The 16410-nt window shown below is 69.6% G+C and carries 12 protein-coding genes; all 12 read left to right on the top strand.

Annotation, left to right across the window (positions count from 1 at the left end):
- The first annotated feature begins 52 nt into the window (after positions 1–52).
- Positions 53–2212: a 1,4-alpha-glucan branching protein GlgB gene (glgB, locus tag M2421_RS02700; protein ID WP_259203537.1), complete on the top strand. Its 2160-nt coding sequence runs from the start codon at positions 53–55 to the stop codon at positions 2210–2212.
- Complete coding sequence (treZ, locus tag M2421_RS02695) at positions 2209–3948, top strand: malto-oligosyltrehalose trehalohydrolase (RefSeq protein WP_259203060.1); 1740 nt, start codon at positions 2209–2211, stop codon at positions 3946–3948. Before glgB ends, treZ begins: the two co-directional genes overlap by 4 nt.
- Positions 3945–5846 carry a 4-alpha-glucanotransferase gene (gene malQ, locus M2421_RS02690; RefSeq protein WP_259203059.1) on the top strand — a complete coding sequence of 634 codons (1902 nt, stop codon included), beginning with the start codon at positions 3945–3947 and terminating at the stop codon, positions 5844–5846. The genes treZ and malQ overlap by 4 nt, the downstream gene beginning before the upstream one ends.
- Before the next feature lie 3 nt (positions 5847–5849).
- Positions 5850–8384: a malto-oligosyltrehalose synthase gene (gene treY, locus M2421_RS02685; RefSeq protein ID WP_259203057.1), complete on the top strand. Its 2535-nt coding sequence runs from the start codon at positions 5850–5852 to the stop codon at positions 8382–8384.
- 11 nt (positions 8385–8395) lie between these two features.
- Positions 8396–8557: a DUF2934 domain-containing protein gene (locus M2421_RS02680; RefSeq protein ID WP_259203055.1), complete on the top strand. Its 162-nt coding sequence runs from the start codon at positions 8396–8398 to the stop codon at positions 8555–8557.
- A complete protein-coding gene (gene glgX / locus M2421_RS02675; RefSeq protein ID WP_259203054.1) occupies positions 8554–10683 on the top strand; it encodes a glycogen debranching protein GlgX in 2130 nt (709 codons plus the stop codon). Before M2421_RS02680 ends, glgX begins: the two co-directional genes overlap by 4 nt.
- A gap of 299 nt (positions 10684–10982) precedes the next feature.
- Positions 10983–11840 (top strand): STAS domain-containing protein, encoded by an 858-nt coding sequence (locus tag M2421_RS02670; protein WP_259203053.1) that lies wholly within the window; start codon positions 10983–10985, stop codon positions 11838–11840.
- Between the two features lies 1 nt (position 11841).
- Positions 11842–12207 carry an STAS domain-containing protein gene (locus tag M2421_RS02665; RefSeq protein WP_259203052.1) on the top strand — a complete coding sequence of 122 codons (366 nt, stop codon included), beginning with the start codon at positions 11842–11844 and terminating at the stop codon, positions 12205–12207.
- Entirely contained in the window at positions 12204–12605 is a 402-nt protein-coding gene (locus M2421_RS02660) for an anti-sigma regulatory factor (protein WP_259203051.1), read from the top strand. The genes M2421_RS02665 and M2421_RS02660 overlap by 4 nt, the downstream gene beginning before the upstream one ends.
- On the top strand, positions 12596–13612 hold the full coding sequence (locus M2421_RS02655) for an ATP-binding protein (RefSeq protein WP_259203050.1): 1017 nt from the start codon (positions 12596–12598) through the stop codon (positions 13610–13612). The genes M2421_RS02660 and M2421_RS02655 overlap by 10 nt, the downstream gene beginning before the upstream one ends.
- Positions 13609–14469 (top strand): HAMP domain-containing sensor histidine kinase, encoded by an 861-nt coding sequence (locus tag M2421_RS02650; protein WP_259203049.1) that lies wholly within the window; start codon positions 13609–13611, stop codon positions 14467–14469. Before M2421_RS02655 ends, M2421_RS02650 begins: the two co-directional genes overlap by 4 nt.
- Positions 14456–16390 (top strand): response regulator, encoded by a 1935-nt coding sequence (locus M2421_RS02645; protein WP_259203048.1) that lies wholly within the window; start codon positions 14456–14458, stop codon positions 16388–16390. Before M2421_RS02650 ends, M2421_RS02645 begins: the two co-directional genes overlap by 14 nt.
- Positions 16391–16410 lie beyond the last annotated feature (20 nt).

The raw sequence follows: 16410 nt of genomic DNA, 5'->3' as shown, positions 1-16410 counted from the left end.
CGCACCGCAGGGGCAGGACGGCGCTTCAGCTGCGCCGACCGCCGATGAGCCGATGTCCGCGGCGTTGGCTGCGCTGGCTGCTGGCGCCCCCGGCGACGCGTTCGCGCTGCTGGGGCCACACCAGGACGGCCACGGTCGCTGGCGGCTGCACGTATTGTTTCCCGGCGCGTTGGCCGTGCAGCGGCGCGACGCGAGCGGGCGCTGGCAGCCGATGGCGGCGCTGGGCGACGGCGTGTTCGTGTCCCCGTCCGAGGGCGCGGCGGTCGCGCTGCTGCGGGTGGACTGGGGCACGCATCAGCAGGAGATCGAGGACGTGTTCGGCTTCGGGACCCAGTTGGACGCGGCCCTGCTTGCCGGCATCCCCGCCGGGGATCCGCACAGCATCCGTACCGGCCTGGGCGCGCAGCTTGCGGTCGACCAGGGCGTGCAGGGCGTGCGCTTCTCGGTCTGGGCGCCGAATGCGCGCCGGGTCGCGGTGGTCGGTGAATTCAACGGCTGGGATGGCCGGCGCCATCCGATGCGATTGCGGGCCGAGGCCGGCGTCTGGGAAATCTTCGTGCCGCGCGTGGCGGCCGGGGCCCGCTACAAGTTCGAGATCATCGCCGCAGACGGCGCGCACCTGACGGACAAGGCCGACCCGATGGCGCGCCAGTGCGAGCCGCTGCCGGGCACCGCGTCGGTGGTGGGGTCCGATGCAGGCCATGCATGGCAGGACCAGGCGTGGATGCAGGCGCGCGCCGCCAATGCCGCCGGTGCGATCTCCATCTATGAACTGCATGCCGGCTCCTGGCGTCGCGGTGCCGATGGCGCGGTGCTGGACTGGGACCAGTTGGCCGATGCGCTCATTCCCTACGTGCTGCAGCTGGGCTTCAGCCACGTGGAACTGCTGCCGGTCAGCGAGCATCCGTTCGGTGGCTCGTGGGGCTACCAGCCGCTGGGGCTGTATGCGCCTACCGCGCGGCATGGCGATCCGGAAGGGTTCGCACGCTTCGTGGACCGCTGCCACCAGCAGGGCCTGGGCGTGATCGTGGATTGGGTGGGCGCGCATTTCCCCTCCGATGCGCACGGCATGCAGCGCTTCGACGGCACTGGCCTGTACGAACACGAAGACCCGCGCCAGGGCCTGCACCCGGACTGGGACACGCTGATCTACAACTACGGGCGCAGCGAGGTGTCCGGGTTCCTGATCGGCAGCGCGCTGGAGTGGATCGATCGTTTCCATATCGATGGCCTGCGCGTGGACGCAGTGGCGTCGATGCTCTACCGCGACTACAGCCGCGAGGACGGGCAGTGGATTCCGAACGCGCATGGCGGCCGCGAAAACCTGGAGGCCATCGATTTCCTGCGGGCACTCAACAGCGCCATTACGACCACCCATCCCGGCGTGGTGGTGATCGCCGAGGAGTCCACGGCGTGGCCCGGCGTGACCGCGCCGACCGCCGAGGGCGGGCTGGGCTTCTCCCACAAATGGAACATGGGCTGGATGCACGATACGTTGAGCTACCTGCAGCGCGACCCGATCCACCGCTCGCACCACCACAGCGAGATGACCTTCAGCGCGATGTATGCGTTCTCCGAGCAGTTCGTGCTGCCGCTCTCGCATGATGAAGTGGTGCACGGCAAGGGCTCGTTGCTTGGCAAGATGCCGGGGGACCGCTGGCAGCAGCTGGCCAACCTGCGCGCCTACTACGGCTTCATGTGGGCGCACCCGGGCAGCAAACTGCTGTTCATGGGCGGCGAGTTCGCCCAGGCCACCGAGTGGAACCACGACGGCGAACTGGACTGGGCACTGGCCGCGCAACCGGAGCATACCGGCGTAGCACGCGTGGTCGCCGACCTGAACCGGCTGCTGCGCGACATCCCCGCGCTGCGGCACGGCAATCGCAGCGAGGACGGCTTCGAGTGGAGCGTCGGCGATGACCACGTCAACAGCGTGCTTGCCTTCATCCGCCATGACGTGCACGGCAGTGGCGGGGCGTTGCTGGCGGTGAGCAACTTCACCCCGGTCGCGCGGCATGGCTATCGCGTGGGGGTGCCGCGCGCCGGCCGCTGGCGCGAGGTGTTCAACAGTGACAGCCGCTTCTACGGTGGCAGCGATGCGGGCAACCACGGGCAGGTCGACGCCCAGTCGATCGCCATGCATGGCCACGCGCAGTCGATCGAGCTCACGTTGCCACCACTGTCCACCCTCTACCTCCAGGTGGTTGAGTGACGCCTGCGCGGCGGCAACTTGGCGCATGGCGGCAGGAGGACGGCGGGTACTGCTTCCGGTTATGGGCACCGGCGGCGGACCGCGTGGAACTGTTGCTGGACGGCGAGATAGTGGCGATGGCCCCCGAGGATGATGGCTGCCATGCGGTGTCCTGCGCATGCGCACCGGGCACACGTTATCGCTTCCGCATCGATGGCACGCTGAGCGTGCCGGACCCGGCGTCGCGTTGGCAGCCGGAGGGACTGAAGGGCGCCAGCGCGGTCCCCGATGAAGACGCCTATGCCTGGCAGACGACCGGTGGCGCGGGGCGCCCCTGGGCCGAGGCGGTCCTGTATGAGGTGCACGTGGGCGCCGTGGGTGGGTATGCGGCGCTGCAGGCGCAGTTGCCGGCATTGGCCGCGATGGGCATCACCGCCCTGCAGTTGATGCCGTTGGCGACGTTCGCAGGTACCCGCAACTGGGGCTACGACGGTGTGCTGCCCTATGCACCGGCGTCGGTGTATGGCACCCCGGACGAGCTGAAGGAACTGGTGGATGCCGCCCATGCGCTGCGCATGATGGTGCTGCTGGACGTGGTGTTCAATCATTTCGGGCCGGAGGGCAACCACCTGGCCGCCTACGCACCGCAGTTCTTCCGCGAGGACGTGCGCACGCCATGGGGCGCGTCCATCGACTTCCGGCAGCCGTGGGTGCAGCGTTTCTTCATCGACAACGCGCTGATGTGGCTGCGCGAGTATCGCTTCGACGGCTTGCGCCTGGACGCGGTGCACGCGATCCATCCACAGACCTTCCTGGTGACACTGCGTGAGGCGATCCATGCCGACGGTCCCGCGCACGCGGTTGACCTGGTGGTGGAAAACGAGAACAACGCGGCCTCGCTGCTGGGTGAGGGCTATACCGCACAGTGGAATGACGATTTCCACAACGCCCTGCACGTGCTGTTGACCGGAGAAACCGAGAGCTACTACGCCGACTTCGCCGGCGAGCCGGCCGCGCGCCTGGCCCGGGTATTGGCGGAGGGGTTTGCCTGGCAGGGCGAGGTGAACCGGCATGGCAATCGCCGTGGCGAGCCCAGCGCGGGCTTGTCGCCGGACCATTTCGTGGTGTTCGCGCAGAACCACGACCAGATCGGCAACCGCGCGTTCGGTGACCGGCTGCAGGGCTCGGTGGCGCCCGCGCGGCTGCGCGTGGCGCATGCGTTGACCGCGCTCACGCCCATGGTGCCGCTGTTTTTCATGGGGGAGCCATGGGGCGCCAGCGAGCCCTTCCTGTTCTTCACCGACTTCGAGCCACCGTTGGACCAGGCGGTACGCGACGGGCGGCGCAAGGAGTTCAGCCAGCTCAAGGCGTTCGCCGATCCAGGCTCGCGCGACAAGATTCCCGATCCCAATGCGGTGGACACCTTCCTGGCGTCGCGCTGCCCGCTGCCGTCACCGGCAGCACTGGCGGGCAACCCGTGGCTGGAGGACTTCACGACCTTCCTGGCCCTGCGTCGGCGCTATCTCGTGGGCGGCGCGGGGCAGGCACGCAGTCTCGGTGGGACCGTGTTGGCCGAGCGGGCGATCGCCGCTGGCTGGGCATTGCCCGATGGCGAGTGGTGGCTGGCCTTCAACCTGGGTGAGACGCCGGTCGCCACGACCCTGCCAGCGGGAGAGACCGTACTGCAACTGGGCCACCTCGATGACCAGGGCCGTTTGGCGCCCGCATCGCTGGTCGCGTGCTGGGTGGCGCTATGACGACCGCGGCGGACGAACTGGCGGGCCTGGCCGCGGCCGTGGGCGTGATGGTCGACTGGCATGACATCCATGGTGTCGCGCGCCGGGTGGAGCCGGACACGCTGGTCGCGGTGCTGGATGCGCTGGAATGGCGCGCGGCGACCACCGCGCAACGGGCGGACAGCCTTCGGCGCTGCGCGGCCGAGCGCGCGCAGCCGCGTCTGCGCACGGCGCAGGCGGGTGCGCGCATCGTCGTCGGGTCGCCCGATGCGGGGCCCGGGCAATGGTGCGATGAAGCAGGCGACACCGAGCCGGCCCACCAGGACGTCGAGGGTGGCTGGCGCTGCCCGCAGCGGCCCGGCTACTGGACGCTGCGCGTCGGTGCACAGGCGCATGCCGTGGCGGTGGCGCCGGCGCGCTGTTTCGGCGTGGACGACGCCACGGGCGCGGCCACGCCGCGCCGGTGGGGCGCAAGCCTGCAGGTGTACGCGGGGCGCTCGCCGTCGGACGCCGGCATTGGCGACAGTGCCGGGACCGCCGCGTGGTGTCGCCGCGTCCGCGCGGCGGGCGGCGATGCACTGGCACTCAGCCCGCTGCATGCGGCCGGCCGGATCGAGCCGCTGTTCAGCCCCTACTCGCCGAGTGACCGGCGCTATCTGGAGCCGATCTACACCGCGCCGCCACCGTGGCTGCGGGAAGACGACGCTGCGTTGGACGCGCCGGCGTCAACGGCGGATGGGCTGATCGACTGGGCAGGCGCGGCCGCCTTCAAATGGGCGCGACTGGCGCGCTGGCACGCGGCCATGCACGCGGCGCCGGACGCCATCCGCGACGATCTTCACCGCCATCGACAGGCCGGCGGGGCGGACCTGGAGCGGTTTGCCATCTTCAACGCGGCGGTGCTGGGCCAGCCGGATCCGGCGCTGCAGACCTTTGCGCAGTGGCTGTCCACCCGCAGCTGGTCGCAGGTACAGCATCGCGCCCATGCCAGTGGCATGGCGTTGGGATTGATCGCCGACCTGGCCGTCGGCTTCGTACCGGACGGCGCCGAAGCGGCGGCGGCAGGCGATACCGCCTTGCGCGGGCTGGTCATCGGCGCGCCGCCGGACGCGTTCGCGCCCCACGGGCAGGTGTGGGGCGTGAGCAGCTACTCGCCCGATGGCCTGCGGCGCACCGGCTTCGCGCCGTTCATCGCGCTGCTGCGCGCGGTGATGCGTGATCGCGGCGGCGTGCGCATCGACCACATCCTCGGCCTGCAACGGCTATGGGTGGTGCCGCAGGGTGCGGGGTCGGATGCGGGTGCCTATCTGCGCTATCCGCTGGAGGACCTGCTCAACCTGTTGGCACTGGAGTCGTGGCGGCATCGCTGCATCGTGATCGGCGAAGACCTGGGCGTGGTGCCCGATGGCATCCGCCAGCGGCTCGCGGAGCGCGGCGTACTGGGCATGGACGTGCTGGCGTTCGCGCGTGCTGCCGATGGCGAGTTCCTGCCGCCCAACCTGTGGCGGACGATGGCGGTGGCCACGACCGGCACGCACGATCTGCCCACCCTGGTCGGCTGGCAGCGCGGCGAGGACATTGCGGTGCGCGCGCAACTCGGGCAGGAAGACCCCGCGGCCACCGCGCAGGCCATGGAGCGGCGCCGCCAGGAAGCAGCGCAGCTGGCCAGCGCAGTGGGCGCCGATACCCTGTGCCCGGAGGCGTTGCACGATGCAGCCCTCGCGTTCGTGGCGGCCGGTCCTGCACCGTTGGCGTTGCTGCCCGTGGAAGACGCACTGGGCCTGCGCGAGCAGGTCAATCTGCCCGGCACGGTGGCGGTGTATCCCAACTGGCGGCACCGCCTGCCGCTACCGTTGCCCAGGCGCACGTTGCACGCGGCACTGCGCCGCTTCGCAACGGCCCGCGGCGGGGAGCACTGAGCCATGGTCCCGTTCCGCGCCACCGCACGGGTGCAGTTGCATGCCGGGTTCACCTTCGATGACGCCCGTGCGCAGGTCGACTACTACGCCGCGCTGGGCGTCAGCCACCTGTACCTGTCGCCGATCACCCGCGCCGTGGAGGGGTCCACGCACGGCTACGACGTGATCGATCCAACCGTGGTCAGCCCGGCGCTGGGCGGCGAACCCGCGCTGCTCCGTTTGGCCGCGCAGGCGCGTGCCCACGGGATGGGCCTGATCGTGGACATCGTGCCCAACCACGTGGCGGCGCACCTGAGCAACCCGTACTGGGCCGACGTGCTGCTGCACGGCCGGGACAGCCGGTATGCGGCGTGGTTCGACATCGACTGGCAGGCACCGGGTCGCCACGGCAAGCTGTGGCTGCCGGTGTTGGACAGGCCGCTGGCGACGGCATTGGCCGAGGGCCAGCTGCAGGTGGAACGGGATGCCGCCGGGGATGCCTGGCTGGCGCTTGCCGGTAGCCGCTACCCGTTGGCCACCCAGGCCCTGCCCGATGCGGGGCCCGAGCCGTCCACGCAGGCCATGTCCGCCTTGCTCGCCGCGCAGGCCTATCGCCTGGCGTGGTGGCGCAGTGGCGATGCCCGGGTCAATTACCGGCGATTCTTCACCGTTACCGCGCTGGCGGCATTGCAGATGGAGCGCACCGAGGTTTTCGATGCCGTGCATGCGCTGCCGTTGCGGTTGGCCGCGGAGGGCGTCATCGATGGCGTCCGCGTCGACCACGTGGATGGCCTGCGCGACCCCGCCGCCTACCTGCGGCGGCTGCGCGGTGCACTCGACGTGGCCGGTGCCGGGCGACAGTTGCCGGCCGGTACGCTGGGGCTGTGGGTGGAGAAGATCCTCGGCCCAGACGAGCGGCTTCCCGCCGACTGGCCCTGCGATGGCAGCACCGGCTACGACTTCATGGACGAGGCCGGCGCGGTGCTGCATGACATCGGCGGCGGCCGGGTGCTGGACCAGCACTGGCGCCAACTGACGGCGGACCCGCGCAGCGTGGAGCAGGTCGAGCGGCAGGCGCGCGCCGAGGTGCTCGACAACGGGCTGCGCGCGGAGTTCGACGCGCTGGTCGCCCTGGCAGCGAGGGTGGCCGAGGAAGAGGGCGGGGCGGCCGCCGATTTCGGCAGCGCGCTGCTGGCGACCGCGATCGCGCGCCTGCTGGCGTACTTCCCGGTGTACCGCAGCTACCTCACCGCCGCCGCCGGGCCCGCAGACGAGGCGGTCTGGGCGCAGGCCGCCACCGCCGCGCGCGCCGGCGCCGATCCCGCGGTGGCCGGCGTCATCACCCACGTCATGGGGTGGATGTTGCAGGCCCCGTCGGCGGGTGGCCCGTCCGGGCTGCTGCGTCTGCGCCAACAGGTCCAGTTGCTCAGCGCACCGCTCAATGCCAAGGCCGTTGAGGATTGCAGCTTCTACCGGTATGCGGCGCAACTGTCGCGCAACGAGGTCGGGACCCATCCCGCGCGGCGCGGCCTGCTGCCGAAGGACTTCCACGCACGCGCAGCCGAGCGCGGCCGCGCCCACCCGCGCGCGCTGCTGGCCACCGCCACCCACGACCACAAGCGCGGCGAAGACGCGCGCATGCGACTGGCGGTGCTGTCTCACTGGCCGATGTGGTGGCGCACGATCACGCGCCGCCTCGACCGCCTGGCGCTGCCACTGGGCGGGTCGTCGCTCCATCCCGGCGATCGCCAGATGCTGTGGCAGACGCTGGTGGCGGCATGGCCGGCGCACGGTCGACAGGTGTCGGACGACCTGCTGCCGCGCCTGCTCGGCTGGCAGCGCAAGGCGCTGCGCGAGGGCGGGCTGCGCAGCAGTTGGCGCGATCCGGATGCAGCCTATGAAGCGGCTGCCGGGGAAGTGCTCCGCAATGTATGCGAGTCATCGGCCGGGCAGGCGCTGCGGCAGGCACTGCACGCGGCCGTGGTGCGGGTGGCGCCGGCGGGTGCCCGGCTGAGCCTGGCGCAGACCGCGCTGCGCCTGACCGTGCCGGGGGTTGCGGATCTTTATCAGGGCACCGAAGGCTGGGACCTGTCCCTGGTCGATCCGGACAACCGCCGGCCGGTGGACTACGCCGCGCGGCGGCGACTGCTGGACGATGCCCGGCCGTGGCCGCAACTGCTCATCGATTGGCATGACGGTGCGGTCAAGGCGCGGCTGCTGCACGCGCTGCTGCAGGTGCGCCGTCGCTGGCCGGCGCTGTTCGCCCACGGGGATTACCGCCCGCTGCGCACCACCGCGCCGGACCGCGTGCTGGCGCTCTGCCGTGAGCACGGCCAGCAGCGCGTGGTGCTGGTGGTGGCCATCGATACCACCGCAGGCCCGGCGCCGCGCGCTACTGCCGCGTTGCCGGCGCGGTTCTGGGGCGCGGCACGCGTCGAGATCCCGGTAGCGCGCTATCGCAACGTGCTCACCGGACTGCCTGTAGACATTCAGAACGCCTTTACTCCGCTGCGGGCGCTGTCTGCGGACAGCCCCGTGACCGTGTTGATCCACCCATGAAGCCCGGACCCATGCAAGAACAAGAACGACGCGAACGCATCGAAGAACTGGCCCGCCAGATCTGGGAGGCCGAAGGCCGCCCGGACGGGCAGGGCGTGCGCCATTGGCTGATGGCCGAGCGGTTGCTGCAGGCCGAACTGCAAGCCGCCGCCGGCAAGGAGGGCAGCCAATGAGCGCCCATCCCACTGTACCGGGCTCGCGCGTTCGCGCCGGCCGCCCGTTCCCGCTCGGCGCCACATGGGACGGCGTGGGCGTCAATTTCTCGCTGTACAGCCGCCACGCCACCAAGGTGGAGCTGTGCCTGTTCAACGAGCGCGGGCGCGAGGTGGAGCGGATCGTGCTGCCCGAGTACACCGACGAGATCTGGCACGGTTACCTGCCCGACGCCCGCCCCGGCCAGCGCTACGGCTACCGCGTGCATGGGCCTTATGCGCCGGACGCCGGCCATCGCTTCAACCCGAACAAACTGCTGCTGGACCCGTACGCCAGGCAGATCGTCGGCCAGTTGAAATGGGCGCCGGCCCTGTTCGGCTACAGCATCGGGCACCGCGACAAGGACCTGAGTTTCGACAAGCGCGACAGCGCGCCGTTCATGCCCAAGTGCGCGGTGGTCGATCCGGCCTTCACCTGGGGCCATGACCGTCCGCCGTGCGTGGCCTGGGAAGATACGGTGATCTACGAAGCGCATGTGCGTGGGCTCACGATGCGGCACCCGGACGTGGCCGAAGCGGCGCGCGGCACGTTCTCCGCGCTCAAGCACGATGGCGTGCTGGACCATCTCAGGCACCTCGGTGCCACCGCGCTGGAGCTGCTGCCCATTCATGCGCATGTCGACGACCAGCACCTGCTGGAGCGCGGGCTGCGCAACTACTGGGGCTACAACACGCTGGCCTTCTTCGCGCCGGACCCGCGCCTGCTGTCCACCAACGCCATCGCCGAGTTCAAGCAGATGGTGGCCGGTGTGCACGCGGCGGGCCTGGAAGTGATCCTGGACGTGGTCTACAACCACACTGCCGAAGGCAACGAGCTGGGGCCGACGTTGTCGTTCAAGGGCATCGACAACGCCAGCTACTACCGGCTCGCCGACGACCCGCGCTATTACATCAACGATACCGGCACCGGCAACACCTTCGACCTGACCAACGCCGGCGCGCTGCGCATGGTGATGGACTCGCTTCGCTACTGGGTGCAGGACATGCACGTGGACGGCTTCCGCTTCGACCTGGCCACCATCCTGGGCCGCGAGCGCTCCGGCTTCGATCCGTCCGGCAGTTTCCTCGATGCGGTGCGCCAGGACCCGGTGCTGAGCCAGGTGAAGCTGATCGCCGAGCCGTGGGACATCGGTCCGGGCGGCTACCAGTTGGGCCAGTTCGCGCCAGGCTGGGCCGAATGGAACGACAAGTTCCGTGACAACGTACGCGCGCTGTGGCGTGGCGATGGCGGCCAGTTGGCCGAGTTCGCCACGCGCATCATGGGCTCGGCCGACCTGTTCAACCACAAGGGCCGGCGACCGGCGGCATCGATCAATTTCGTCACCGCCCACGATGGGTTCACCCTCCACGACCTGGTCAGTTACAACGACAAGCACAACGAGGCCAACGGCGAAGACGGGCGCGACGGCAGCGACCACAACATCTCCTGGAACCATGGCGTGGAAGGCCCCACCGAGGACGCGGCGGTGCTGGCGCTGCGGGCGCGGCAGATGCGCAACCTGCTGGCCAGCCTGTTGTTCTCGCAGGGCACGCCGATGCTGCTGGCCGGCGACGAGTTCGGGCGCACCCAGCAGGGCAACAACAACGCCTACTGCCAGGACAACGAGCTGACCTGGCTGGACTGGGCGCAGGCGGGCTCGGCGGCCGGCGCGCAGCAGGCGGCGTTCGTGCGCAAGGCGCTGAAGCTGCGGCGCCGCTACCCGCAGTTGCGGCGCGGGCGTTTCCTCGAAGCGCGCGACGACGTGGCCGACACCGCGATCGAGTGGCTGCGCGCCGATGGCGGGCCGATGCACGAGGCGGACTGGAACGATCCGGAGGCGCGGGTGCTGATGTTGAAGCTGGGGGGCAACGACGCCCACAGCCACGAACCCGGTCCCGAGCACGAAACGCTGCTGCTGCTGTTCAATGCCGGGCACGGCGAGGTGCGCTTCGACGTGCCCGGGGTGCCGGAGCGGCCCTGGCGGGTATTGCTGACCAGTGTCGACAGCCCTGCGCCGGCGCTGGACGCACAGGGCGGGCTCACGCTGCCCGAACGCAGCATGGCCCTGCTTGCCAGCCGCCGCGCGCGCGCGCCTGCGGCTGCCTGACGGCACAGCCTGCGCCCGACAGTAGGGCGTGGCGGCCCACGCGGCCCCGCTTTCCCGCCGGCACCCGCGCCGGCGATGGGGGAGGGGCCGCGCAGGCCGGGCGGGCGAGATCGGCACGGCGACGCGATGGATTCGGGGGCGTTATTTCTGAACTAGTCAGGCACGTGCATGCGCCCTTCACATCTGGCGCTGCAACGTATGTCCTCAGCTACCTGAATTGATTTAAGCTCGCGTCCCGGCCCCCATTCATTGCCATGAAGGGAGGCACTTTCTCTCTCCATTTCTCATCAGGACCCTCCATGGCGGCTTTGCAGCAGCGCACGATCGATCTTATCCGCAGCCACCATGACCAGGTGGTGTCGCAATGGCTGCAGCATCTGGCGGCAGGGAGCCAGGCCCACGACGCCCGGTTGTCCGCGCGGGAACTGGACAGCCAGGCGCGCGAACTGTGGCGCCTGCTGCTGGACGCCCTGTCCGCCAACACCGGCAGCCTGGCCGGCCCGGAGTGGCAGGAGATCCGGCGCTTCCTTGAGACCCTGTCCCGCGACCGCGTGCTGAAGGGATTCAATTCGGCCGAGACCGCCAGCTTCCTGTTCTCGCTCAAGCGCCCCTTGTTCGAGCTGATCCAGCAGGGCTACGCCGACGATTCGGCGCAGCTGGCCGACCAGCTGTGGGCGATCTCCGAACTGCTCGACCTGCTCGGCCTGCACAGCGTGCAGGCGTTCCAGAAGACCCGCGAGGATGTGATCCAGCGCCAGCAGGAGGAAATGCTGGAGCTGTCCACCCCGGTGGTGAAGCTGTGGGAGGGCGTGCTGGCGCTGCCGATGATCGGCACGCTCGATTCGCAGCGCACGCAGGTGGTGATGGAGTCGCTGCTGCAGCGCATCGTCGACACCGGCTCGGAGATCGCCATCATCGACATCACCGGCGTGCCCACGGTGGACACCCTGGTGGCCCAGCACCTGCTGAAGACGGTCACCGCGATCCGCCTGATGGGCGCCGATGCGATCATCAGCGGTGTGCGCCCGCAGATTGCCCAGACCATCGTGCACCTCGGGCTGGACCTGCAGGGCATCGTGACCAAGGCCAACCTGGCCGACGCGCTTGCCCTGGCGCTCAAGCGCACCGGGCAGACGGTGGTGCGGGCAGAGCGCTGACATGGAACGGATCCCGATCCTGCAGATGGGCGATCTGCTGCTGGTGACCATCCAGGTGGACATGCATGACCAGCTTGCGCTGACCCTGCAGGACGACCTCAGCGAAAAGATCCGTCGCACCTCCGCCCGGGGCGTGTTGATCGACATCTCCGCGCTGGACATCGTGGACTCCTTCATCGGCCGCATGATCTCCACGATTTCCTCCATTGCCCGGATCATGGATGCCACCACCGTCGTGGTGGGCATGCAGCCGGCGGTGGCCATCACTCTGGTGGAGCTGGGCCTCACCCTGAGCGGCGTGCGCACTGCACTCAATGTCGAGCGCGGCATGCAGCTGTTGCAGCGTTCCGATGACCTGACGCCATGACCGCGGCCAGTGGGACCCTGCCGATCCGCATCGAGCAGGACGTGGTCCTGGCGCGCCAGACCGCGCGCCAGGTGGCCGTGGCCTGCAACCTGCGCCTGATCGACCAGACCAAGCTGGTCACCGCCGCCAGCGAGCTGGCACGCAACGCGGTGATCTACGGCGGCGGCGGCACGATGGAGTGGGAAATCCTCGAAAGCGGCCTGCGCAAGGGCGTGCGCCTGGTCTTTGCCGACCAGGGCCCGGGCATCCCGGATCTGGCACAGGCGCTTACCGATGGCTGGTCGTCCGGGTCGGGCATGGGGCTGGGGTTGTCCGGCTCGCGCCGGCTGGTGGATGAGTTCGACCTGGACAGCGCACCGGGCGCAGGTACGCGCATCACGATCACCAAATGGACCTGACCTTTGCCGGGCACCTGACGCGGGTCGTGGTGATCGAAGAGACCTCGCAGGTGGGGCAGGCACGGCGCGAGGCGCTGGCGCTTGCCGGGCAGGTCGGCTTCGACGAGACCGATGCCGCGCGCGTGGCGCTGGTGGCGACCGAGTTGGCCACCAACCTGGTCAAGCACGCGCGTGGCGGGCGCATGTACCTGTCCGTTGCCGCGGGTCGCGCCGGCCCGGGCGTGGAACTGTGCACGCTCGATGACGGCCCCGGCTTCTCGCTGGCGCAATGCCTGCCCGATGGCTATTCCACCGGCGGCACCCAGGGCAATGGCCTCGGTGCGATCCGCCGTCAGGCCACCTTGTTCGATGCCTGGTCCGACGCGAAGGGCGCGGTGATCGTGGCGCGGGTATATCCCGCGCGCCCTGGTGGCGCCTGCGACCTGCCCTACGGTGCGTTGCGTGTGCCGATGCGGCATGAGCTGGCGTGTGGGGATGCCTGGCACCTGCGCGTCCAGGGCAGCGCGGTAGCCGTCACGATGATCGATGGCCTCGGCCACGGGCTGCCCGCCGCGGATGCCGCGCAGGCCGGCGTCGCCGCGGCCGGCCAGGCCAGTGGCTTCGACGCGCCGACCCTGGTCGGCGCGCTGCATGCCGGCATGTCCGGCACCCGTGGCGGTGCGGCGGCCGTGGCCAGCCTGGACATGCACACCGGCAGCATCCAGTTCGCCGGGATCGGCAATATCGCCGCCTCGCTGTGTGAGCCCACCAGCTCGCGCGGCATGGCGTCCCACCCGGGCATCGTCGGCGTGCAGTACCGCAAAGCCCAGCCCTTCCAGTTTCACGCGCCGGCAGGCACGCTACTGGTCATGCACAGCGATGGATTGCAGGCGCGATGGAGCCTGCGTGACTACCCCGGCCTGTTCCACCGCCACCCGAGCCTGATCGTGGCGGTTTTGCAACGCGATTTCGACCGTGGCCGCGATGACGTCGGCATCGTCGCCCTGCGCCTTGGAGACCTGCATTGAGCACCCCCTCGGATGACCACGAGGTGCAGCGCCTGCGCCAGCAGGCCGATGCACTGCGCGCCGAACTGGAGGAAACCAACCAGGGCGTGCTGGCCTTGTATGCCGAGCTGGACCAGCAGGCCGAACAACTGCGCGAGGTCTCGGAGCTCAAGAGTCGTTTCCTGTCCTACATGAGCCATGAGTTCCGCACGCCGCTCGGTTCGATCCTGAGCATGACGCGACTGCTCGAAGACGGCATGGACGGCCCGCTGACCGATGAGCAGCGGCGTCAGGTGCGTTTCATCAGCACCTCCACCAGCGAGCTGCGCGAGATGGTGGACGACCTGCTGGACCTGGCCAAGATCGAGGCCGGGCGCATCACCATCTCGCCGGCGTGGTTCGACCTCATGGACCTGTTCTCGGCACTGCGCGGCATGTTCCGCCCGCTGGCCGAGGGCAACCACGTGGACCTGCTGTTCGACGACCCGCCGGCGCTGCCGATGCTCTACACCGACGACAAGAAGCTGGCGCAGATCCTGCGCAACTTCATCTCCAATGCGTTGAAGTTCACCCCGAACGGGCAGGTGGTCGTCTCGGCCTGCCTGGAAGGCGAGCAGTCGGTGCGCTTCAGCGTGCGCGATACCGGCATCGGCATCCCGGCCGAACTGCAATCCACCCTGTTCGAGGACTTCGTGCAGGTCGATACGCCGCTGCAGAAGCGGTTGCGCGGCACGGGCCTGGGCCTGTCGCTGTGCAAGCGCTTCGCCGAGCTGCTCGGCGGGCAGGTGGGGGTGGACAGCGTGGTGGGTGAGGGCTCGGTGTTCTACGTGGTGTTGCCGCTCAAGCTGGCGGCGGAGGCTTCGCATGCCGACGCCTGATCGCATCCTGGTCGTGGATGACAACGTGGCCACCCGCTACGCGGTGCGCCGGGTGCTGGAACACCACGGATTCCGCGTGGAGGAAGCCGGGACCGGTGGCGACGGGCTGGCGCGCCTGGCCGAGCAGGATTTCGGTGCGCTCGTGCTGGATGTGAACCTGCCCGACATGAGCGGTTTCGATGTGGTGCGCCAGTTGCGCGAGGATGCGCGGATGCGGCTGCTGCCGGTCGTGCATGTCTCGGCGGCGTCCATCGCCACCGGCGACCTGATCACCGGCCTGAACGCCGGCGCCGACGCCTACCTCATCCATCCGGTGGACCCGGATGTGCTGCTGGCCACCTTGCGCAGCCTGCTGCGCGCCCGGCGTTCGGAGGAGGCGCTGCGCGAGGCCGAGGCACGTTTCGGCGAGATCTTCCGCCAGATCAATGCGCCGATCGCCGTCATCGATGCCAGCCTGCAGTCGCAGGACGCCAACGCGGCCTTCGTGCGCCTGCTCGGCGTCGACGCGAGCCGGTCGGGCGCGCTGGAGGCCCTGCTGGCCGACCAGGCAGCGCCGTTGAGTGCGCTCAAGGTGGCGCTGGCCGAAGGCGAGCGGTGGCAGGGCACGTTCGCCCTGCGTGCCGATGCGGCAACGCGCATCACCGAGTGGCGGGTAACGCCCTACCGCGCCTCCGGGCAGGGCGTGGTGCTGATCGAGGACATCACCGAACACCATGCGCGCGAGTCCGAGCAGCGCCAGGAACTGGCCAGCGCGGCCTCGGAGCTCGCCTTCCAGATCGCCGAGCGGCAACGCACCGAGATCGAGCTGCTGCAGGCCCAGAAAATGGACTCGCTCGGCCAGCTCACCGGCGGCATCGCGCATGACTTCAACAACCTGCTGACCACGATCATCTCCGGTTTGGACATGATCGAGATCGCCGCCACCAGCGGGAAATGGGACAAGGCCTCGCGTTACGTCGAGATCGCCACCGGCTCCGCCCACCGCGCCGCGGCGCTGACCCAGCGCATGCTGGCGTTTGCCCGCAAGCAGCCGCTGGACCCGCAGACCTTCGACGTGGTCGCGCGGATCCGCTCGCTGGAGGACATGCTGCTGCGCTCGATCGGCGAGAACATCGAGCTGGAGCTGGAGCTCGGCCCGCAGCCGATGGTGGCGGTGGCAGACCCCAACCAGTTCGAGAACGTCATCCTCAACCTGGTCATCAATGCGCGCGATGCCCTGGACGGGCAGGGGCTGATCCGGATCCGGGCCGGCCGCACCCATATCGAGCGCGACCACGAGCTGGCGCCCGGGTACTACATCAGCGTGAAGGTGCTCGACAACGGCCGCGGCATCCCGTTGGAACTGCTCACCAAGGTCTTCGAGCCGTTCTTCACCACCAAGCCACAGGGCGAGGGCACGGGACTGGGCCTGTCGATGACGTACGGCTTCGCCCGTCAGTCCGGCGGCAGTGCCCGCATCGCCAGCGAGGCCGGCGAGGGCACCGAGATCGAACTGCTGCTGCCGGAAGGGGAGCTGGCCGCGACCACGCAGACGGCGCCCCCCACCCAGGTGCCGCGTGGCAGCGCCGAACGCATCCTGCTGGTGGACGATACCGACTCGGTCCGCGTGATGGTGCGCGAGATGCTGGTGGAAGCCGGCTACCAGGTGGTGGAGGCGATCAACGCGCAACAGGCCCTGCTGGAGCTGCATTCAACGCGCGAGGTGGACCTGCTGCTGTCCGATGTCGGGCTGCCGGGGATGAACGGCAGGGAGTTGGCCGATGCCGCCCGTGCGCTTCGCCCGCACCTGCCGGTGCTGTTCGTCACCGGGTATACCGAGAGCGCGGTGGTGCGCCACGAGTTCCTCGGTCCCGGCATGTCGCTGTTGCCCAAGCCCTTCAGCGTGAACGAACTGCTACGCAGCGTGCGCGAGATGTTCTGACCCCACGGGGGACAGCCGGC

Source organism: Stenotrophomonas sp. BIGb0135, from assembly GCF_024810105.1.
GTDB classification, from domain to species: Bacteria; Pseudomonadota; Gammaproteobacteria; order Xanthomonadales; family Xanthomonadaceae; genus Stenotrophomonas; species Stenotrophomonas maltophilia_AB.
This window is presented reverse-complemented; position numbering and strand designations above follow the sequence as displayed.